This window comes from Pseudobacteroides sp., assembly GCF_036567765.1.
In the GTDB taxonomy this organism is placed as follows: domain Bacteria; phylum Bacillota; class Clostridia; order Acetivibrionales; family DSM-2933; genus Pseudobacteroides.
Genome location: NZ_DATCTU010000062.1, coordinates 19,056 through 39,287, shown reverse-complemented (window position 1 = coordinate 39,287; position 20,232 = coordinate 19,056). Strand labels below are relative to the sequence as shown.

The window sequence follows — 20,232 nt, the reverse complement described above, 5'->3', positions numbered from 1 at the left end:
GAAAGTTACAGTTGATATTTTGGGAGATGGTTATGTACAAGTTAAGATACCAGGAAAAAAATAGATGTTATTTATAATCCATTATCTAATATTGCGGATCGTTGGGATGCTAATTGGTTCTTACAAGGAGGTATTTGGGATTAATGTACAATCTAAAAAGGAAGGTGTTTTTATGAATGAATTATATTTAATGAAAGTTGGGAATTTATATGGATTTATTAACAATACAGGACAATTTATAATTGAACCTATGTATTGTGATGCAAGAGAATTTAGTGAAGAGTTAGCATATGTAAAGACCACGGATCGTAAAGATGGATACATTAACTATAAAAATGATATGATTTGTTAGAGAATTGACTTCAATGGACACATCAACAATTCCAAGTATGTTGATTATGCCATGGACTGCTTTGATGTTGAGAATCATAAGAAATATGGCGTAAAGTCTATTGAAATTAACTACATAGTCGAGGCTCTGCCCGAAGATGTACTGGTGCTTTATAAAGCTGTATCGCCTGCAAATAAAAACTCATCTTATATAGAAGGCACTAATGAGAAAAGCGGCAAAGTGGTTTTTAAGTCACAGATAGAGTTTGAGGAAAAGTAAAAGGGTTTCCTATTAAGATTGCTGTTATTGGTATCTTTGCATAGGGGACATGTTTGCTTATTAAAAAGACATTAGGGGGGATTTTAATGGATTTAAATAAACGAAGTGACGATGATTTTAGCAAAGATAGCTTCTCAAAAAGAAATGAATATTCTGAGTATACAACTGATGAGAAATATGGACCTGCAAAGTCTGCATCCGGTAAAAAAACAGCAGCACTCGCAGGGGTAGGGGGACTGCTACTTATTTTATGGAAGTTTAAAGCCATTTTATTACTTATCCTCAGCAAGCTCAAGTTTTTATTTGTTTTTCTAAAGCTTGGGAAGTTTGCCGCTACATTTGGTTCAATGTTTCTTATGATTGCAGTTGAGACGCAAAGATATGGGCTTCCTATTGCAATTGGATTTGTACTGCTGATACTTGTACATGAAATGGGACACTACCTTGTTGCAAAGAAGTGCGGCCTTAATGTTTCTATACCAATATTCATTCCTTTTTTAGGTGCATTTATTTCCATGAAGGAGATGCCTAAGAACGTTGAGGTTGAGGTTAAAGTATCTTTTGGAGGACCCGTACTAGGAAGTATTGGTGCGTTGGCGTGCCTGGGTATTTACTCCATTACGGGAAGCAAGCCCATGCTTTTTTTAACCTATGTAGGGCTTATGATAAATCTTTTCAACCTTATACCCATTAATCCGTTGGATGGTGGCAGAATTATCTCTGGCCTGTCGCCGAAAGTATGGATATTCGGTATAGTTTTTATGATTCTAGCCTCTTTTTATTTCAGGAGTCCATTAATGATACTTATACTAATTTTAGGCATTTTCCAAACAATTTCATACTGGAGAAACCCGGACAAGTCATATTATGAGTTGGATGCCAGAAAGCGTATGATCATTGGTGCAGCGTATTTTGGGCTTGTAATTTTATTGGGAGCAATTATATTTGAAATATATCAGGTCTATGATTTTAAGAGGTAGATATCAATCTTTTAATAGTTCACCAAATATCAGCTGATTCATATATTAATATTGCAGTCTAATGATAGGTTGCAATATTAACCCAATGGAGGGATTTATATGTCTCAGGGCAAAATTAGGCATCTATTCCCGGGAGGGAATACATCTCTTGGTTTTTTTAGCTATTACAGCAATATCATAACCCAGGAAGAAGCGGATAGAATATTTGTCATCAAGGGTGGTCCAGGTGTTGGAAAATCAACATTTATGAAACGTATGGGAGCGGAAATGCAGAGCAGGGGATACGATCTGGAGTATTTACACTGCTCATCTGATAACAATTCGTTAGATGGGGTTAAGGTGCCTGATTTAGGAGTAGTATTCCTTGATGGAACGGCTCCTCATGTGGTAGACCCCAAACATCCCGGAGCGGTGGATGAGATTCTTAATTTTGGAGAGTTTTGGAACGAGGAAGGCATTCGGGCTCATAAATCTGACATAATAAACACAACCAGGGAGATTGGATACATATTCTCAAGGGCTTACAAATACTTAAAGGCTGCTTATGCAATATATGAAGGTAGTGCGGCAATCTATTCCGATGCACTGAACAAAGAGGAAGTTAATAAATTCTCGGCAAAGATTATAGATGATGTGCTTGGTGGTGTAGAGGTAGGCAAGGAAGGTAAGCAGAGAAGTATGTTTGCTAGTGCTCTTACTCCAAACGGATATTGTAATTATCTTGATACCATAATGACTACTGGAAAGGTATATGAGTTTAGAGGCGGACTGGGTACCCATGAAGACTTGATTCTAGAGAAGGTTAAAGCAGCTGCAATTGAAAGAGGACTCTATGTTGAAGCTTATTATTGTGCACTCAATCCCTACAAGCTTGACCATCTGCTGATTCCAGATCTGGATGTGGCATTTACTACAACCAATGAATATCACACATCGAAGGTCAGTGTATTCTCTTCAGTCGATATGCAGGCTTATATGAATCGAGCTGTACTGGCAAATTATAAGGACGATCTGAATCAAAACCTTAAGGAATTCGACAACATTATGTCAATTGCACTTCAAACAATAAACAGGGCTAAAGCATTGCATGATAAACTTGAAACTTATTATGTTCCCAATATTCGATTTGAGGAAATTGATAGGTGTTTTGAGAAAACGCTGGCTAGAATTATAAAGTGAGCGTAAGCAGATAGAATATGTGAGTAGTGAGCGTGAGGTCTAGCATAGAGAGCCCGGCATTTGCTTGACTCTCTATGTCTGCATGCAGTTGATAATCTCTTTGTATCTGTGTTGGTGGTCGGGTCGGGCTTCCTTCACTGCTTTCTTTAGAGCTGAAATGGTACAAGTCCCATCAGCTTTAAACCCTGGTATTTGTGAATTTAGTGAAGTATTCATACTAATAATTCTTCCATAGGTTATTATAATTATCATATCAAAAATATGTATATATGAATACATTCTTGAAATATCGTTAATAAAGAAATAATATATTTGTATAATATACATGGAAATGGAGGGGCTAAATTGAATAATGACATACAAATGCTAATTGATTCAATATCATCCTCAGAAAACATTGTTGCATTTACAGGTGCAGGTGTATCAACAGAGAGTGGAATACCCGATTTTAGGTCTTCAGAGGGAATTTTTCAGATGGATGGTGAAGGTTTTCCGCCTGAGGTAATATTGAGCAGAACCTTTTTTGATCAATATCCCGAGAAATTCTTTGAATTTTATAAGAAGTTTATGGTTTACAGGGATGTGAAACCCAATCGATGCCATATAGCCCTTGCGAAGCTGGAGGAGGCAGGAAAAATAAGGGCTGTAGTGACACAGAATATCGATAATCTCCATACTGAAGCCGGTTCAAAGAATGTAGTTGAGCTTCATGGAAATGCCAATAAAAACTATTGTATGAAGTGTAACAAAAAATATGGTGCAGAATATGTATTAAATTCCCCATCGGTTCCGAAATGCGATTCCTGCAACGGCACTGTAAGGCCGGATGTTGTTTTGTATGAGGAGATGCTGGATGAGGAAAAGCTCTATCGTGCAAAGTGGTATATAAGAGATGCGGATATGGTCATTGTTATTGGCACAAGCCTTGTTGTATATCCTGCGGCGAAATTAATCAAGTACTTTGAAGGTGATAAACTGGTGATTATCAATATGACAGATACTCCATTTGACAGTACTGCCATGCTGCAGATAAGGCAAAAGGCTGGGTATGTGATGTGGAAGGTGGCTGAAGCATTGACATAAGTTCAGATTTGTTCATTAAAAAATTTTATCAGGGAATAATAAATTGATTATCAATATTGGCTTTGTATCTGGGAGGATAATTCAGCATGATTAAGAAGTTTGATTTTCATAAGTTCAAAAGTCCTTATGAAAAAATGAAAAGAGCTGAGCTTGGAGAGAGGCTGGCAAAGCTTCAGAGGTTGGTAAAGAATAAAAAGATACCTGTGCTTATTATCATAGACGGCTGGGAATCTTCTGGGAAGGGTTTTGTACTTAATGACCTGATTCGGGAATTAGACCCAAGGTCGTATAAGGTTAGTGTGTTCGACAAACCGACAGATGAAGAGAATGAAAGATCATTTCTCTGGAGGTTTTGGAGCAAGGTACCTAAAAAAGGTGATATGGCCATTTTTGACAGAAGCTTTTACTTTGATATAATGAACAAAATTAGCATAGAGGCTGATGAATTGAAACGAGATATAAGGGATATAAGTACGATTGAAAAGCAATTGCACGATGATAACACAATAATTATAAAATACTTTTTGCATGTAAAAGAAAAGACACAAAAGGAAAGAATAGATGAACTAACCAATCACAAATACAGTGAGCTGCTGGTAACCGACAGAGATATACAGCAAAATCAGAATTATAAAAATTATTGTAAACATTTTGATAATATTCTAAAGCTATCCAGCTTTAGATATAGTCCATGGAACATTATTTCAGGTGAAGACCTGAAAAATGCATCCAAAACAATATTAGGAATGACTATTGACTTGATACAAGAAGGGATGGAAAGGCTTGAAGCAAAGGACAATAATAATGAGGGGTATATAAGGGGCCATGATGCCAAGGTTAAACCACTTGAGAATGTTGATTTAAGCCTTACTATTAAACAGGACTATTATGAAAGCAAGCTGAAAAAGCTCCAGAAGGAGGCACAAAAGATTGCCTACAAAATGTATGCAAAGGGTATACCGGGTATTATTGTGTTTGAAGGAATGGATGCCAGCGGAAAAGGAGGGGCAATCCAAAGACTTACAGGGTTTATGGATCCTAGAGGATATTATGTGGTGCCTACTTCAGCACCTAATGAAACTGAAAAGCAGCATCATTATCTTTGGCGGTTTTACAGAGATCATCCTGCTAAAGGCAATATAGCTATATTCGATAGAAGTTGGTATGGAAGGGTATTGGTAGAAAGGGTAGAAGGATTTGCAAAAATAAATGAGTGGGTTAGGGCTTACGAGGAAATTAATCAAATGGAAAAGCATTTGCATAATTTCGGCACGTTTGTTTTAAAATTCTTTATTTATATAGACAAGGACGAACAGTTGAAACGCTTTAGAGATAGGGAAAATGAGCCTGACAAAGAATACAAGATAACAGATGAAGACTGGCGAAACAGGAAAAAGTGGGACTCTTACATAGAAGCAATGAACGAAATGCTTGTAAGAACCGATACGGATTATGCACCATGGATTATAATAGAAGGCCAGGATAAGAAGTATGCCCGCATTAAGGTTTTGCAGGAATTTATAAAACATGCTAAAAATCATTTTAAAATTTAATTTTACTTTTAGTTATATGGGATTGATTGAATAGCTGAAGCGGAATCTGATACTTATAGATGATATATGGCACCAAGTGACAAATTCTTGCCTGTTGATGAATTAAAGCTAAAGGCAGGCAATATCTCGCCAATTTCATCACCGAGATTATTTTTTAATATCTGTTTATACCAATGCTTCAAAGAATCAAGTTCAAGTCTGCTTAGTATACCCAATTCCTGAAGAACTTGTATAACAACAGGGTAGATCGCACGCTCATTTCCGTCAACTATCTTGATGCATATACCAAGGCTGCCTTCTTTTATTCCAAGGCAATATACCGCTTCAGAACCTATTTTGCCAATTAGCTTTCCTTTGGCTGCCTGTATCAACTCTGTGCAAAATTCATTATCCCCAGCTACCATTTCAGGGAAACGTATCATTGAATCAAACACCGTCTTGCATGAGTAATGGTAAGGGCTTTCTTCTGTTTGTGAATGCATTGACAGATTTGCATAAGAAAGAGCTATTTTATTTATAGGCATCAGATATATCGGTGCACCGCAGCCATCAGTGCCTGTAGGGATAGAATCGGCATCTTCACTCGTAAATTCAGAAATGGTTTTTAAAACTTCCTTTTGGATGGGGTTTGATAGACTCTCGTAATCATTTATACTATATCCTCTGAATTTTGCAAGGGCCAGCATTGCAGAGTGTTTACCCGAACAGCTGCAGTGAAGGACAGATGGTAATTCTCCTGAAGTAATAAGCCTTTCGTTTTCTTCTTCGCTGTAGGGCCTCATAGTTCCGCAGTGAAGGCTTTCTTCAGTAAGATCTAATCGTTTTAGAATATCTCTTACAACTTTCTGGTGAATTTTTTGACCGCTGTGAGAGGCACAGGCAACAGCAATATCCATGTGTGAAAAGTTGAATGCATCTGCAGCACCCGATTGTATGAGTGGTATTACTTGAATAGGCTTGGCTGAAGACCTAAGAAACACCTTGGTGTTATAATCCCCCAGACTATAAAGAACATTTCCGGAAGAATTAACAACGCAAACATATCCATAGTGAATGCTTTCTATATAACTATTTCTTGTAACGACTGCTAATGGTTCCATGCATGTTCACCTTTGAATTCAAATTTATCGCCTATTCTAAAGGTACCACCGTTTTTGCTTATATCAAATACAGGCACAGTATACCCTGCAATTTTACCCTTGTGGTTTTTAACAGGCGGAAATGCCCATGTCCTGAGCTTTTCCATGGCCTTTTCATTTAAAACTTCCAGTTGACTTAAAATGTGTGTTGTAACGGGATAGACTCCACGCTCGTTGCCGTCTGAAATCTTTATACAGATTCCAAGCTGTTTTTCAGGTACTGCTACGCAATATATACCCTCGGCACCTACCTTGCCTATAACTTTACCATCGGAATGGGTAATCAGATCTGTGCAAAATTCCTTATCTCCATTGATCATACGAGGATAACTGATCATGGCTTTTTGAATTATTCCAAAAGCGTTTCTATATTTCCCTGTCCCGTTTATGCCCTGAGCTAAGAGTGAATAAAGGTAAGATGCCTGGTGTAGTGAAACCATGAAAGTGGGGGCATCACACCCATCAATACCAATAACAATATCTTCCGTGTTGCAGTCCAAAAGTTCAGCCAGTGTTTTAAGTATAATCTTTTGTACAGGGTGGTCCGGCTCTGTATACGCCTCTGTAGGAAAATCATAGTATTTGCATAGAGCAAGCATGCCGGCGTGTTTTCCGGAACAGCAGTTATACAGCTGTGAAGGACGCTCTCCCTTTCTTATGAGCTGATTTATCATATCCTGGTTATAAGGATTTGCTACACCGCAGCTCAAGCTTTCTTCATTTAGCCCCACTTTATTTAATATGGAGCTTACAGCTTCTCTGTGGAAGTCTTCTCCACTATGAGATGAACATATTATCGCCAATTCCTTTAGGGTGATGTTGAATTTGTTTATGGCACCGGAGCTTGCAAGGGCCACAGCTTGGATGGGCTTGGCGGAAGACCTGAAATATACTTTTGTATCTGGATCTCCTATGCTGTATATAACATTTTTCTTTGAATCCGTTACACAAATATAACCTTTATGAACACTTTCAATGCGATTTGTCCTTGTAAGTACTACTAATGGATGCATCATTCACCTCGGTGGTACAATTTATTTCATTAGGTTATTATAACCGATTACATATGTTTAAATACACATAAGTTTATAATAAACCTGTTACACCACTTTATAAAATATAAGTAGAAAAAAACGCAATACCTGTGATAATCACCAGACCTGCCGTTATGTAGAGGTCTTTTAAGGTCAGAGTTCTGCTGCTTTCAGAATCCTTTATTACTTGAAAATTTTCAACAAAAACCGATATAATCCATCCAAGTACCGGATTTACAGCAATGCCTGCAATGATACACACCACAGCTACTTTAGCCGACGCGGCAGATTTGATGGTGGTTAATCCCACTTCAATAAGCGGAATATATACACCAAATATCAATACCATCCACAGCAATGGAGGAAAGGTTGCTATATCAACAGGAAAACCCAAGATACCGAAGCTCACACCAATAATTCCTAATATCAGAGCACTTGCTCCTATAGGCCTTTTTACTATTCCCAGAGGAATCATGAAGCTTCTCCAAACTGCTGCTATTTGACCGCCGCCTAGAAATGTTCCAATAATATTTCTTATGGATACAATTAAATAGGTTGAGTTCATATCAAAAACAGCTTTTTTAGCTCCTTTGGGATAATTTTTTTCCTGTATTGTCTTAATTGCCAATGCATCTATTGGCCACATGACTACAGCGAGAAGTGCAAAGGGTACTGCTGAAATGAAATTTTCTACACTAAGCCCCCAGCCGATCCCCCATTTTTCATTCCACCATTTATCAGGATTTAAAATTGGAAGACCTATACCGGTCTTTATAGTTGGAAACAATCCAAAGAGTGAGGATACTGCTATGGAAGCTGCAGCACAAATGGGTATGATAAGCCACCTTGCTCTGAATTTATTTAAAAGTATATACAAAGCTAGTCCTGTTATTAAAAGTAAAACAAATAATTGTGGGACATTACTTTTCTCAGCCCATCCTTTTAAGTTGTCAAGGGAGCTGCCTATTCCAAGGAGACCAAATAAGAGAATAATTCCACCCTTTGTACCTGTGCCATTTATCTCTACTATCTTGCTGAAGTATCTGAAAGCAGATATTAATAGCCCCAAGAGTCCAATAAGGATACTTAAGGGCAGTGGATGAACTCCTGAGGATATCATTACTGGAATTATTGGAATTAGTGGAGCAAGTGTTCCAGGTGGTCCGGCATAAGGGTTTAAAAAAGCACAGAATATTATTGTGAGGATACTGGCAATCACTATTTCAAGCCTGACATTTTCAGTAACGAATGAAGGATCACTTATATTAAAACCAGCTGCCCAGGCCACAGCAAATGCTGCAACAAGTGAAACCTTGCCTATGGAACCGGATAATGCAGGTATAATATCTTCAATTCTAAATCTATAATCTTTAAATGGTATATTTATATTCCATTTATTTGGCTTATACGATAACAAATCTTCATCCAGTAATTCCCGGCGTAAATTTTCGTTCTTCATCCTCGTCCCTCCAAAACTAAGAGGCAATTTCCCTTAATCATAAATTTGTTTCACTTTCTGCTTCTATTTTACTCATATAATAATCTATTTTCTTTCGGATATTCTTATTACCCACTCCAAGCATTTTTGCAGCAAGCAACCCGGCAGCGGTGCCGCCGTTTATAGAAACTGTGGCCACAGGAATACCTGCAGGCATCTGAACTATTGAAAGCAGTGAGTCCATTCCGCCGAGGCTTTTTAACTTAACCGGTACACCTATTACCGGAATACATGTCAGAGATGCGACCATTCCGGGAAGATGTGCAGATCCTCCTGCTCCTGCTATTATAACTGAAATGCCTCTTTCCTCTGCGGAAGTGGCATAATCATACATTTTTTTAGGTGTCCTGTGAGCAGATACGACATTTATCTCAAATCCTATACCTAATTCTTTAAGTACTTTGGCAGCACCAGCCATTACATGAAAATCGGAATCGCTTCCCATAATTATTCCAACTGTAGGCCCATTATAATAGTTATTTAAATATTTCATATCTTCTCCTTATAAAGGTTTTACCACTATTTTTTCCAAAGCTCTCAAAGCTTTTTCTTCTGCAATTTCAACAGAATTATTCAGAACAGTTAAGTGCCCAATTTTTTTCATTTTTTTGGTGGTCTGCTTACCGTATAGGTGAAGATGAATATCACCTTCACAAAGTACACCTTCAATTCCTTCAAAGCCATATTGTCCTTCTACAGTATCGCTTCCGAGAATATTTGCCATAACACAAGGATAGTTCTGTTTTGTAGAACCTAAAGGCATTCCAGTTATGACTCTGACCAATTGCTCAAACTGTGATGTAACACATGCTTCAATAGTGTAATGACCGGAATTATGAGGACGTGGTGCTATCTCGTTAATGTATATCTTATTATTTGGGGTGAGGAACATTTCTATGCAAAATACACCGTAATCATCAACATTTTCCAGCACCATTTTTGATACATTCCTTACCTTATTAGCTAAAACATTATCTATGCATGCGGGTGCTTTTGTCATTCGAAGTATACTGCTTTCATGAAAATTCTCAACTATTGGATAGAAAGCATAATTGTTATTTAAATCACGGGCAACAATTATGGATAACTCACGCTCAAATTCAATAAATCTCTCTGCCATTAAACTAAAACCTTTGAATTCATCCAGTGATTTTTCTATTTCCTTCATCGACTTTACTATGCTGTTGCCTTTTCCGTCATAACCTCCTGAGCGGGTTTTTAGTACAAATGGGATTCCAAGTGTTTCAATACAATTTAACACATCATTGAAGTTATTTATGGCAATAAAATCTGGTACTGGAATACCAGCATCTTTTAGCATTGCTTTCTGTATGTATTTGTCTTGTATAATTTTTAGGGACTTGCCGGAGGGATAAATATTATATCCCTCCAGCTCCAGATCAATTAGTGTATCAGCATTAATATGCTCAAACTCATATGTTAAAACATCACAATCTTCAGCAAGTTTTTTAATGGCACTTGTGTCCGAAAATGAAGCGGTTATTTGTTTATCCGCTACCTGTGCAGCAGGAGAGGAAGGTGTTGGGTCAAGTATTGTCACATGATACCCCATCCTTTTGGCCTCAACGGTTATCATTCTTCCAAGCTGCCCCCCGCCTATAATTCCTATTCTTGAAGGCGGCTGCAGTATTTTGTGTTTATTCATTGACATTATCATCATCCTATCAAAACTTCATTTGTATGAATTCTGTGGTCTGCCCACTCTTTTATTGAAATAATAAAAGCCAATATCTACATCTCTAAAGAGAGAAGGTAAATACTGGCTTACACTACAACTGGTTATTTAAACCTTTTATATGGTCTTCCAATTTAAAATTTTTTATTTGTCAAATCTGTCTTCAAGGTTCTCTGCCACAGTTATTACTATGATTTTTTCTCCGGTTTTAGTGCTGACGTCGGAATGTGTGCTTATAATGTGTACATCCACAACTTCTTTTATAAGAACCTCCAGATAGTTTCTTGCACTTTCAAAAAGCATTACCCTTATTTTCTTAAGTAATTCAACTCCTTGGCTGTTATCTGCCAACTTTTGTTCAGATTGGCTTAAAAAGCCCTTGAGTCTTACTATAATCAAGTCTTGGATGATAAGAGTTCTTATTTGCTTTGGACCCCTGCCCATGAATTCAATTTCAAACTTGCTTACTGCTTCGCTTATTTTTGCTTGAGCCTGGCCCTTAGTCATATTATCAACCTCTACACTTGCTTATAGAAACTATAACATGAGGTAAAATAAAAATCAATAGTCATTTAGGTAAAAAATCACACCATAATTTTTTTATTTAAGAATATTGTATAGCGTTCCTTAAAGGAGTTGTTTTCACTTTCAAGATAATCTCCCAATACTTTTTTTAGATTAAGGACGTCACTCATTTCAAAGTAGCCTGATTTACCTTTTGCAAATCTGACTGCACGCAGAGCACCAAGAGCAAAGGCTCTTCGTGAGAAGGACTCATGGGAAATTTCTATTTTGTCATCTTCACCGATGATCATAACTTCATGCTTTCCTACGACTCCTCCGGCTCTTACAGCTGTGATTGGCACATCAATGTTTCCAACTGAATTGCCTGAAGCCAAGAGGCCTTTTTCTATTTCAACAGCTATCTTTTTCGCGGTGCCTGATGGAGCATCCTTTTTATGCTTATGATGGATTTCTGTAATTTGGAAATCATAGTTGCTTAATATATTGGATGCCAAATTTGTAAGAAGCATAAGAACATTTACTCCCAAGGTGATATTTGGTGCGTATACAATAGCATTTCTATGTTTTGTAGCAAGTACAAGAAGCTTTTTTAAGCCAAGCTTGGAAAACCCTGTTGTACCAATGACGATATTTACCTTCATTCTTGAAAAGACCCTGGCGTTTTTCAATGCTGCCTCAGGGCTCGAGAAGTCTACAACCACATCAGGCCTTGTTCTGAAAATAACTTGTTCCAGATTGTCTGAGCTTTCTACAATAATTCCTGTTCTGCCACTGCCTATGACTTCCCCCAAATCCTTGCCGCTTTTATCGCTACTGGGGCTGCAAATTGCTGATACAAGCTTTATATCTTCTTGCTCCATTAAAACCTTAGCTATTTCCTTACCTGTTTTTCCAAGTCCAGATATGCAAACTCTAATCATAATAATTACCTCCGATACATTATTTTTACTAAAAATTGAACGTGATTAAATTGTAGGAGTAAGATCATTATTAAAATAAAAAACGCTACGGAGAAGTATCCATAGCGTATGCCGTCAATAACGGGTATACCAAATAAAAGGTATAATCAGAGCATATCAATCACCTTCTCTTCCAACGCTTACGAGATTAGCTGACGGATTCGGGTCGAAAGAGCTTAACCCTACCGGACAACATGCCGGACTCACCCCATAAATTGGTTCTCCCGCTCCATTTCTGGACTCAGCGAAGCTAAAAATATTAAATTTAAATATACGAAAAGCACAAATGTAAAGTGTTGGTTACTTTGGTTGCCTTTCATAATAGTATATAAAAGGGTAGAAAACTTATATGCACTAATACCAATATAAGCTTCCCACCCCAGAAGCCTGATTCTCTTGAAAATGGCTTTAACCATCCAACCGAACAAACTTATTAAAACGTTACTAAACTTACATTTGAGAGAGTAAACAATAACTATTATTTGCTGTGTTTTTTAAACAAATCATCCAAAGCTTCACGAAGAAGGAAAGCTTCAGTTTTTTCTGTCTCTTTGGATAGTTCGGCAAGTCTGTCAACCTGTGTCTTCGTAAAATAACTGGATTTTAATACCATGCTTTCTACTTCGGACAAGCAAACCTTGTTCTTACCTAGCTTTTTTGCCCTGAACATGGCACTGTCAGCCACCCTGAACAACTCTATTGGATTTTTTGAATCTCTTGGATAGCTTGCTATCCCGCAGCTAACAGTTATATAAACATTTTCTGTCTTGTCTTTATAACTTAGATTAAATGTATTGTCCGAAAGATATCGTCTTATTTCTTCCATCTCCATAAAGCTTCTTTCAGAACCTTTTTTTACAAGGAGTATGTTGAGTTCATCGCCATGACGGGTAATCAGATCAATGCCGGATAAATTTTGTCTAAATACTGACAGGAGTTTTTTAATTACCTCATCACCAATAGGGTAGCCATATATTTTATTTATATTTTCGAAGTTATCAACGTCAGCTACTGCTATACTAAAGGGGCCATCACCATTTGCTATTAACTCTTCAACCTTTGCGATAAACTCTTCTTTTGTTACTAGATTAGCTTCCATGCATAATACCCTCCTGTATATACCAGTATATCAAATTTATATATATATGTCAACATAAATATCATTTGATATATAAATTGCTATTATTATATTGGCCCGAAAAAGCAAAAATAAAACCATAAAAAAAATAACTTTCATTTTAACAGAAAAAATTTTTGTAGAATTATTGTAGTTTACTAAATATGTTGTTATAATGAATAAAATTAAAGTGAAATAAATATAAAGGTAGGATTTAAAATGGGAAAGAACAGATCAAAAGTAGCAATTATTGGTGCCGGCTTTGTAGGTGCATCAGCAGCATTCGCATTATCACTTAATCAAATGGTTAGCGAATTGGTTTTAATTGACGTAGCTAAAGAAAAAGCTGCAGGTGAAGCGATGGATATTAATCATGGGCTTTCATTTTTAGGACAGATGAAGGTTTATGACGGAGATTATTCCGACGTTGCGGATTGTGATGTGATAGTTATTACAGCAGGAGCAAATCGTAAGCCAGGTGAAACACGTATTGACCTTGCGAAGAAAAATGTAGCAATCGCAAAGGAAATCACAAGCAATATCATGAAGTATTATACTCGTGGAGTAATCCTTGTAGTAGCAAACCCCGTAGACGTTCTGACATACAAGATACAAAAGTGGTCAGGCTTGCCTGCAGGAAGAGTATTGGGAACAGGAACAGTACTTGACAGCTCAAGGTTCAGATATTTGCTCAGTGAGAAATTTGATGTGGACGTAAGAAATGTTCACGGATATATTATTGGTGAACACGGCGATTCTCAGCTGCCTCTTTGGAGTGCAACTCATATCGCAGGAAAGAACATTAACGAGTATTTTGCTGATCCGGCTTATGGTATAAGTGAAGCAGATAAGGAAGCTATTATGGTAGATGTTAAAACTGCTGGAGCTGAAATTATCAAGAGGAAGGGTGCTACATACTATGCTATTGCTGTTTCAATCAACACGATTCTTGAATCTTTACTTAAGGATCAAAACACAATAAGAACAGTTAGCACAGTTATCAATGGCAATTATGGTATTGAAGAAGTTGCACTCAGTCTTCCGTCAATAGTAAACTCAAATGGAGTTAAGAGTATCGTTGATTTAAAATTAGCAGATGATGAACTTGCAGCACTAAAACACTCAGCTGAACAATTAAAGATTGTGTTGAATGAAGTAAAAGATATTTAACGGGTATTTAAAGTGTGCTATAATCTTATAGTCAAAGCAATATCCTTAAAAAAATAATATTAACATATTCGTAAGGGGTGGAATTAAATGGATTACAGAAAAGAGTCGTTAAGACTTCATGGAGAATGGAAGGGAAAGATAGAAGTAATCAGTACTGTACCTGTAAAAAACAAAGAGGATCTTTCACTTGCATATACTCCTGGTGTTGCTGAGCCATGTTTGGCGATTGAAAAGGATGTAGACCTTTCATACCAGTATACAAGAAGAGGAAATCTTGTTGCTGTTATAACTGACGGTACTGCAGTTTTGGGATTGGGTGACATAGGACCTGAAGCTGGAATGCCTGTTATGGAAGGTAAATGTGTACTATTTAAAACATTTGGAGATGTTGACGCATTCCCGCTCTGCATACGTTCAAAGAGCGTTGATGAAATTGTAAATACAGTAAAGCTACTTGCTGGAAGCTTTGGTGGAGTTAACTTGGAAGATATTTCTGCACCAAGATGCTTTGAAATTGAAAGAAGACTTAAAGAGGAATGTGATATTCCGATTTTCCATGATGACCAGCATGGTACTGCTATTGTTACATTGGCAGCAATGATAAATGCATTAAAGTTAACTGGAAAGAAAATGAAGGACTTAGAAGTTATAGTTAATGGTTCCGGAGCTGCCGGCATTGCTATTACAAAGCTTCTTATGGCTATGGGTCTTGAAAAGGTTATTCTCTGTGATACTAAGGGTGCCATCTATGAAGGAAGAGAAAATCTTAACACAGAAAAAGAGGAAATGGCTAAGATTTCAAATCTCCATAAAAAGAAGGGTCTGTTGAAGGATGTTATCGTAGGTGCTGATGTGTTTATAGGAGTATCTGCAGCAGGCATGCTTACAAAAGAAATGGTTAAGACAATGGCGAAGGATCCTATTATCTTTGCTATGGCAAATCCTGTACCTGAAATAATGCCTGATGAAGCTAAAGAAGCGGGCTGTAAGGTTATGGGAACAGGTCGTTCAGACTTCCCGAACCAGATTAATAACGTTCTTGCTTTCCCTGGTATTTTCAGAGGTGCATTGGATGTAAGGGCAAGTGATATCAATGATGCAATGAAGATAGCTGCAGCAGAAGCTATTGCTGCTATTGTTTCTGATGAAGAGTTGAATCCTGATTATGTTATTCCAGCTCCTTTTGATCCAAGAGTTGGTAAAAGCGTTGCAGCTGCAGTAGCTGAGGCTGCAAAGAAAACTGGTGTTAATAGAATATAATTAAAGCCATGATAGAGCTATAGCGTTCTCATGTCTTAGTTTGTTAAATTAATGTCATTATACAAATTATAGATACCCCATAGAATAGATGGTATAAGACCGCTACTCCATGGGGTATTTTAATTACAGCAAAAGTTAAACGGTGGTAAGGATGGGCTATCAAGCATAAAATGGATTAGGCTCAAATACTTGATTAAGGAGAAACAACTATGGTGGATAAGATAAAAAAGACTAATCTGGGTATGATTATGGCTGCTTATCTGGCAGGTATATTCATGGGAGCAATTGACACAGGGATTGTAACGCCGGCTAGGACAGTTATACAAAATAACCTTATGGTTGATGAAAAGACCGGTATATGGATGATTACCATATATACGTTGGCCTATGCAGCAAGCATCCCTATAATGGGGAAGATGGCTGATAAATACGGGAGAAAGTATATTTATCTGACAAGTATATTTCTTTTTGGCTTTGGCTCACTGCTGTGCGGATTATCGCAGGATATAGGAAGTTTTTCGGTATTGCTTGTGGGAAGAGTAATACAAGCCCTTGGTGGAGGCGGCATATTACCGGTTGCTACTGCTGAATTCGGGACCACCTTCCCTCCTGAGAAACGAGGTATGGCACTAGGTCTAATAGGTGGGGTATATGGAATTGCCAATATATTCGGTGCATCTGCAGGTAGTGCAATAATGGATATATTCGGAAAGGATAACTGGCAATTTATATTTTACATAAATCTTCCAATAAGCCTGTTTATTCTTGTTGCGGGTTTTGTTTTTATCCCAAACAATCGGCTTCAGGAGGTTAAAAAGACCGATATTTTAGGAATATTGCTGTTAACTGCTATGGTATTGTCTCTAATGTATGGATTGAAAAATATTGACTTTTTTGACTTTCTAGCTACGGTTGGTGACTTGAGCGTCTATCCATTCCTGATGATATTTGTTATACTGCTGCCACTCTTTATTTTGGTTGAAAAGAGGGCGGAAGACCCGGTCATGAATCTGGGATTCTTCACAAATGGCCGAATACTCGTTGTATTGATTCTCTCGTTTGTTGTAGGAGTTGCAATGATGGGTATGATATTTGTACCCCAGTTTTCAGAAAATGCCCTTAAAATAGCATCAGGCAGCGGGGGATATTTTGTTATAATATTAGGATTGTTTGCCGGTGTGGGTGCACCTGCATCCGGGAAACTGATTGACAGATTTGGAGCCAAAGTGGTTTTGGCATCAGGGTTTTTCATTACAGTATTAGGATCGCTATACCTTATCCTTATAGCAGCTAATTATCCAAATACCTTCAATGTTGTTGTGAGTCTTATTCTTATAGGGCTTGGAATGGGTTTTACCATTGGGGCACCTCTAAATTATATGATGCTTAAAAATACAAGAAAGGAGGAATCGAATTCAGCACTAGCAACGCTTTCGCTTATTCGTTCAGTTGGCACGGTAATTGCACCCGCCATTATGATTGGTTTTATAGCACATGCAGGGGCCAATAGCCAGACCGAGATTATGGCTTTATTTCCAAAAGAAATAGCAGTTCCTTCGTTGCCTTATGCTAAAGAACTTAATGACAAATTTAATAATTTAAAAGACAACCCGTATATGAAGGATCTTGCTGGCATAAAGATACCTGACCTTGCTTCAATGAGTACCATAAAAATCGATATGAGTGGTAAAAGCGGTTACAAAATTCCGAATGAACTTATGGAACTGATGAAATCTTCAGATGTGACCAATATAACAAAGAACAGTAAAACCTTTGCACAAAAGATGTTTGAACAGATGTCTCCGGGTATAGTTTCCCAAATACAAACCGGCATTCAAAGCGGCATTGATGCAATGAGCAGTACTTTGTCACGTATGGATAAATCTTTGCCTGGAATGGAAAAAGGTTATTATTTAAAAAGGGATATAGAGGATACAATTTCTAAGATGACTGCAATGAAGGATGCGGTCCCAGAAGCCTTCAAAACAGCCAGTACAAATTACTTAAATGAGATTGATAAAATGAGCGGAACGATTGAAGGGAAGCTCCAAGCTGAGTTAAATAATGGCTTTAAGCAGGTTTATCTTACTGTAACCATATCTTCGTTGATTGCACTCATTATATTGGCTTTCTATAGAGACAGAAAAGAAGAAAATATGCTATAGTAACAGTCGCGGCAGTAATGTTTGCTAATGAATTGGAAAGGGATTGTCATAAAAATGGTTCATATTTTTATGACAATCCCTTTCTTGATGTCTGGGAAATTATTTTGAGGCCTTATTTGTAAACACGCATTGCATTTATGATTGCTATTAATGCCACACCCACATCGCCAAACACGGCTTCCCACATGGTAGCAATACCACCGGCTCCTAAGAGGAGTATAATGCCCTTTACAGCCATAGCGAAGATGATGTTCTGCCAAACGATGTTGCGAGTTCTTCTTGCTATTTTTATGGCACTTACAAGCTTTGACGGCTCATCAGTCATTAGGACCACATCTGCGGCTTCTATAGCGGCATCGGAGCCCAATCCGCCCATTGCAACTCCCACATCTGCCCGGGCAAGTACAGGGGCATCGTTTATACCGTCTCCTACAAATACAAGACAGCCTTTCGTGGACTTTTTACCATCCAGCATCTCCAGTTTTTCTACTTTCTCATGGGGCAGCAACTCGGCATACACTGAATCCATGCCAATTTCACTTCCGATTTTTTCGCCTGCCGACTTGTTGTCGCCTGTGAGCATAACCAAACTCTTAACACCCAGACTTTTGAGCTCCTTCATTGCTCTTTGACTGTCCGGTTTTATTTCGTCCGATATGACAATATATCCTGCATATTCTCCGTCAACAGCCAAGTGTATTACTGTGCCGTAGGTATTTATATCGTCATAGGGGATATTATTCTTTTTCATAAGCTTGGTATTTCCTAATAGGATCCTTCTTCCATTTATGTTGGCTTTTATTCCGTGGCCAGGTACTTCCTCATATTGGGACACTTTTGTTTTATCACCTTCTCTTCCGTATGCTTTTTGTATTGAGAGGGCAATCGGATGATTTGAGTAACTTTCTGCCAGTGCGGAGTATTCGAGAATTTCCTGGTCCGAGATAGAACTTTTGCTTGTTATGTTTGTAACCTTGAAAACACCTTTTGTCAGAGTACCTGTTTTATCAAACACTACAGTATCTATGTTGTTTAATGCCTCTAGGAAATTGCCTCCCTTTACCAATATACCGTTTTTGGAAGCTCCACCGATACCGCCAAAAAAGCTTAAGGGGATTGATACAACCAATGCACATGGACATGAGACAACAAGGAAAACCAGAGCCCTGTTTATCCATTCGGAAAATGAACTGCCTTGTATCAGAAGAGGTGGTATAGCAGCTAGAGCGGCAGCTGCAAAAACTACAAAGGGAGTATAATATCTTGCAAACTTTGTTATAAAGTTCTCTGTGATTGCTTTCTTGCTGCTTGCGTTTTGGACCAGATCAAGTATTTTGGAAACAGTGGACTCGCCGAAGGTTTTTGTAACTTCAAGAGTTAGGACTCCGTTTTTATTGATAGACCCTGATAATACCTGGCTTCCGGGTTCTGCATCCCTTAGGAGTGATTCGCCTGTAAGAGCGGATGTATCTAGTGTAGATCTACCTTCAACTACTATACCGTCAAGTGGTATCTTTTCTCCTGGTTTAATGACAATTTTATCCCCTATTTTCACCTCATCGGGAGAAACTCTTCGTGTGTCATTACCAATCATTAAGTTAGCAAAGTCCGGCCTGATATCCATTAAAGCGGATATAGACTTTCTAGAGCGGTTTACAGCTGCATCTTGGAAGAACTCTCCTATCTGATAAAAAAGCATTACGGCAACACCTTCGGGGTATTCTCCTATGGCAAAAGCACCAATGGTTGCAATACTCATTAAGAAGTTTTCGTCAAATACCTGACCTCTTAGAATATTCTTGAATGCCCTTACGATAACTTCGCTGCCGACCAAAATATAGCTTATAAGGTATAGGCCTACCTCGCCCCAAAAGGGGAGCTTGAGAAGAAGAGCCAGTGCAAAAAACAGAGCACCCAGTCCAAATGTAATAATTTCAAGCCATTCCTTTTTGCTTTTTCCGTCATTTTTATCTTTCGATTTATCATTATCTATAATTTCAATATCAGGTTCAATGCGGACTGCAATTTCTGCAGCTTGCTGAATTATAACCGGCAAATCATTTTTATCCATTGCATCTATCGTAAGCTTTTGGGAAACGAAGTCCAGTGTGGCCGATTTAACACCATCAATACGGTTTACTTCGTTTTCTATCTTTGCTGCACAATCAGCACAGAACAGGCCGGAAAAATATATTGACTTCCTTCCGGTTAGTAATTTTTCATTTAACGCTTCCATAAAAATACCTTCTTTCATCTACCGCAAC

General features: G+C 37.9%; 19 protein-coding genes, 1 riboswitch and 1 other annotated feature. Of the genes, 9 read left to right on the top strand and 10 right to left on the bottom strand.

What is annotated here, in order from left to right; translation table 11 throughout:
• The first annotated feature begins 172 nt into the window (after positions 1–172).
• The 4 genes from VIO64_RS09755 (at position 173) to VIO64_RS09740 (ending at position 2,769) form a co-directional block, all read left to right on the top strand.
• A complete protein-coding gene (locus VIO64_RS09755; protein ID WP_331917602.1) occupies positions 173–352 on the top strand; it encodes a WG repeat-containing protein in 180 nt (59 codons plus the stop codon).
• Between the two features lie 3 nt (positions 353–355).
• Positions 356–610, top strand: a complete 255-nt coding sequence (locus tag VIO64_RS09750) for a hypothetical protein (RefSeq protein ID WP_331917606.1) — start codon at positions 356–358, stop codon at positions 608–610.
• A gap of 86 nt (positions 611–696) precedes the next feature.
• The gene (locus tag VIO64_RS09745) at positions 697–1,590 is read left to right on the top strand and encodes a site-2 protease family protein (RefSeq protein ID WP_331917600.1); all 894 of its coding nucleotides are present in this window, start codon (positions 697–699) and stop codon (positions 1,588–1,590) included.
• A gap of 99 nt (positions 1,591–1,689) precedes the next feature.
• Positions 1,690–2,769: an ATPase gene (locus VIO64_RS09740; RefSeq protein ID WP_331917598.1), complete on the top strand. Its 1,080-nt coding sequence runs from the start codon at positions 1,690–1,692 to the stop codon at positions 2,767–2,769.
• Between the two features lie 72 nt (positions 2,770–2,841).
• On the opposite strand, the gene VIO64_RS09735 is transcribed toward VIO64_RS09740, so the two are convergent.
• Positions 2,842–2,985: a hypothetical protein gene (locus tag VIO64_RS09735; protein WP_331917596.1), complete on the bottom strand. Its 144-nt coding sequence runs from the start codon at positions 2,983–2,985 to the stop codon at positions 2,842–2,844.
• 147 nt (positions 2,986–3,132) lie between these two features.
• On the opposite strand from VIO64_RS09735, the gene VIO64_RS09730 reads away from it, so the two are divergent.
• Both VIO64_RS09730 and VIO64_RS09725 read left to right on the top strand, forming a co-directional pair.
• Complete coding sequence (locus tag VIO64_RS09730; RefSeq protein ID WP_331917604.1) at positions 3,133–3,852, top strand: NAD-dependent protein deacylase; 720 nt, start codon at positions 3,133–3,135, stop codon at positions 3,850–3,852.
• Between the two features lie 86 nt (positions 3,853–3,938).
• Positions 3,939–5,405 carry a phosphate--AMP phosphotransferase gene (locus tag VIO64_RS09725; protein ID WP_331917595.1) on the top strand — a complete coding sequence of 489 codons (1,467 nt, stop codon included), beginning with the start codon at positions 3,939–3,941 and terminating at the stop codon, positions 5,403–5,405.
• A gap of 53 nt (positions 5,406–5,458) precedes the next feature.
• Here VIO64_RS09725 and VIO64_RS09720 read toward each other — a convergent pair whose 3' ends face one another.
• The 8 genes from VIO64_RS09720 to VIO64_RS09685 form a co-directional block, all read right to left on the bottom strand.
• Positions 5,459–6,505 carry an asparaginase gene (locus VIO64_RS09720; protein ID WP_331917593.1) on the bottom strand — a complete coding sequence of 349 codons (1,047 nt, stop codon included), beginning with the start codon at positions 6,503–6,505 and terminating at the stop codon, positions 5,459–5,461.
• A complete protein-coding gene (locus VIO64_RS09715; protein ID WP_331917591.1) occupies positions 6,493–7,557 on the bottom strand; it encodes an asparaginase in 1,065 nt (354 codons plus the stop codon). The genes VIO64_RS09720 and VIO64_RS09715 overlap by 13 nt, the downstream gene beginning before the upstream one ends.
• 97 nt (positions 7,558–7,654) lie before the next feature.
• Positions 7,655–9,037: a DUF3360 family protein gene (locus VIO64_RS09710; protein WP_331917589.1), complete on the bottom strand. Its 1,383-nt coding sequence runs from the start codon at positions 9,035–9,037 to the stop codon at positions 7,655–7,657.
• Positions 9,038–9,074: 37 nt separating this feature from the next.
• Positions 9,075–9,569 carry a 5-(carboxyamino)imidazole ribonucleotide mutase gene (purE, locus tag VIO64_RS09705; protein ID WP_331917587.1) on the bottom strand — a complete coding sequence of 165 codons (495 nt, stop codon included), beginning with the start codon at positions 9,567–9,569 and terminating at the stop codon, positions 9,075–9,077.
• 9 nt (positions 9,570–9,578) lie between these two features.
• The gene (locus VIO64_RS09700) at positions 9,579–10,748 is read right to left on the bottom strand and encodes a 5-(carboxyamino)imidazole ribonucleotide synthase (protein ID WP_331917585.1); all 1,170 of its coding nucleotides are present in this window, start codon (positions 10,746–10,748) and stop codon (positions 9,579–9,581) included.
• Positions 10,749–10,916: 168 nt separating this feature from the next.
• Complete coding sequence (locus VIO64_RS09695; RefSeq protein WP_331917583.1) at positions 10,917–11,279, bottom strand: DUF2294 domain-containing protein; 363 nt, start codon at positions 11,277–11,279, stop codon at positions 10,917–10,919.
• A gap of 77 nt (positions 11,280–11,356) precedes the next feature.
• Positions 11,357–12,217, bottom strand: coding sequence for a 4-hydroxy-tetrahydrodipicolinate reductase (gene dapB, locus VIO64_RS09690; protein ID WP_331917581.1), 861 nt, complete (start codon positions 12,215–12,217; stop codon positions 11,357–11,359).
• A gap of 160 nt (positions 12,218–12,377) precedes the next feature.
• Positions 12,378–12,513: riboswitch (cyclic di-AMP (ydaO/yuaA leader) on the bottom strand.
• Between the two features lie 111 nt (positions 12,514–12,624).
• Positions 12,625–12,678, bottom strand: a sequence feature (sodium ion sensor (DUF1646 type); this cis-regulatory element may regulate processes involved in with the transportation of sodium ions).
• A gap of 56 nt (positions 12,679–12,734) precedes the next feature.
• Positions 12,735–13,355, bottom strand: coding sequence for a GGDEF domain-containing protein (locus tag VIO64_RS09685; RefSeq protein WP_331917579.1), 621 nt, complete (start codon positions 13,353–13,355; stop codon positions 12,735–12,737).
• 237 nt (positions 13,356–13,592) lie between these two features.
• Here VIO64_RS09685 and VIO64_RS09680 point away from each other — a divergent pair, with 237 nt between their 5' ends.
• The 3 genes from VIO64_RS09680 (at position 13,593) to VIO64_RS09670 (ending at position 17,968) form a co-directional block, all read left to right on the top strand.
• Positions 13,593–14,543 carry an L-lactate dehydrogenase gene (locus tag VIO64_RS09680; protein WP_331917577.1) on the top strand — a complete coding sequence of 317 codons (951 nt, stop codon included), beginning with the start codon at positions 13,593–13,595 and terminating at the stop codon, positions 14,541–14,543.
• An 87-nt stretch (positions 14,544–14,630) separates the two neighbouring features.
• A complete protein-coding gene (locus VIO64_RS09675) occupies positions 14,631–15,803 on the top strand; it encodes an NAD(P)-dependent malic enzyme (RefSeq protein ID WP_331917575.1) in 1,173 nt (390 codons plus the stop codon).
• Positions 15,804–16,012: 209 nt separating this feature from the next.
• Positions 16,013–17,968: an MFS transporter gene (locus tag VIO64_RS09670; RefSeq protein WP_331917573.1), complete on the top strand. Its 1,956-nt coding sequence runs from the start codon at positions 16,013–16,015 to the stop codon at positions 17,966–17,968.
• Positions 17,969–18,080: 112 nt separating this feature from the next.
• On the opposite strand, the gene VIO64_RS09665 is transcribed toward VIO64_RS09670, so the two are convergent.
• Positions 18,081–20,204, bottom strand: coding sequence for a heavy metal translocating P-type ATPase (locus VIO64_RS09665; protein WP_331917571.1), 2,124 nt, complete (start codon positions 20,202–20,204; stop codon positions 18,081–18,083).
• Positions 20,205–20,232 lie beyond the last annotated feature (28 nt).

What these genes read in the sequence shown, in the direction of transcription:
- VIO64_RS09725 (WP_331917595.1), top strand. Translation starts at nt 3,939, where the DNA reads ATGATTAAGAAGTTTGATTTTCATAAGTTCAAAAGTCCTTATGAAAAA.
- VIO64_RS09710 (WP_331917589.1), bottom strand. Translation starts at nt 9,037, where the DNA reads ATGAAGAACGAAAATTTACGCCGGGAATTACTGGATGAAGATTTGTTA.
- purE (WP_331917587.1), bottom strand. Translation starts at nt 9,569, where the DNA reads ATGAAATATTTAAATAACTATTATAATGGGCCTACAGTTGGAATAATT.
- VIO64_RS09740 (WP_331917598.1), top strand. Translation starts at nt 1,690, where the DNA reads ATGTCTCAGGGCAAAATTAGGCATCTATTCCCGGGAGGGAATACATCT.
- VIO64_RS09715 (WP_331917591.1), bottom strand. Translation starts at nt 7,557, where the DNA reads ATGCATCCATTAGTAGTACTTACAAGGACAAATCGCATTGAAAGTGTT.
- VIO64_RS09665 (WP_331917571.1), bottom strand. Translation starts at nt 20,204, where the DNA reads ATGGAAGCGTTAAATGAAAAATTACTAACCGGAAGGAAGTCAATATAT.
- VIO64_RS09685 (WP_331917579.1), bottom strand. Translation starts at nt 13,355, where the DNA reads ATGGAAGCTAATCTAGTAACAAAAGAAGAGTTTATCGCAAAGGTTGAA.
- VIO64_RS09720 (WP_331917593.1), bottom strand. Translation starts at nt 6,505, where the DNA reads ATGGAACCATTAGCAGTCGTTACAAGAAATAGTTATATAGAAAGCATT.
- VIO64_RS09745 (WP_331917600.1), top strand. Translation starts at nt 697, where the DNA reads ATGGATTTAAATAAACGAAGTGACGATGATTTTAGCAAAGATAGCTTC.
- VIO64_RS09670 (WP_331917573.1), top strand. Translation starts at nt 16,013, where the DNA reads ATGGTGGATAAGATAAAAAAGACTAATCTGGGTATGATTATGGCTGCT.
- VIO64_RS09700 (WP_331917585.1), bottom strand. Translation starts at nt 10,748, where the DNA reads ATGTCAATGAATAAACACAAAATACTGCAGCCGCCTTCAAGAATAGGA.
- VIO64_RS09735 (WP_331917596.1), bottom strand. Translation starts at nt 2,985, where the DNA reads ATGAATACTTCACTAAATTCACAAATACCAGGGTTTAAAGCTGATGGG.
- VIO64_RS09680 (WP_331917577.1), top strand. Translation starts at nt 13,593, where the DNA reads ATGGGAAAGAACAGATCAAAAGTAGCAATTATTGGTGCCGGCTTTGTA.
- VIO64_RS09755 (WP_331917602.1), top strand. Translation starts at nt 173, where the DNA reads ATGAATGAATTATATTTAATGAAAGTTGGGAATTTATATGGATTTATT.
- VIO64_RS09695 (WP_331917583.1), bottom strand. Translation starts at nt 11,279, where the DNA reads ATGACTAAGGGCCAGGCTCAAGCAAAAATAAGCGAAGCAGTAAGCAAG.
- VIO64_RS09675 (WP_331917575.1), top strand. Translation starts at nt 14,631, where the DNA reads ATGGATTACAGAAAAGAGTCGTTAAGACTTCATGGAGAATGGAAGGGA.
- VIO64_RS09730 (WP_331917604.1), top strand. Translation starts at nt 3,133, where the DNA reads ATGCTAATTGATTCAATATCATCCTCAGAAAACATTGTTGCATTTACA.
- dapB (WP_331917581.1), bottom strand. Translation starts at nt 12,217, where the DNA reads ATGATTAGAGTTTGCATATCTGGACTTGGAAAAACAGGTAAGGAAATA.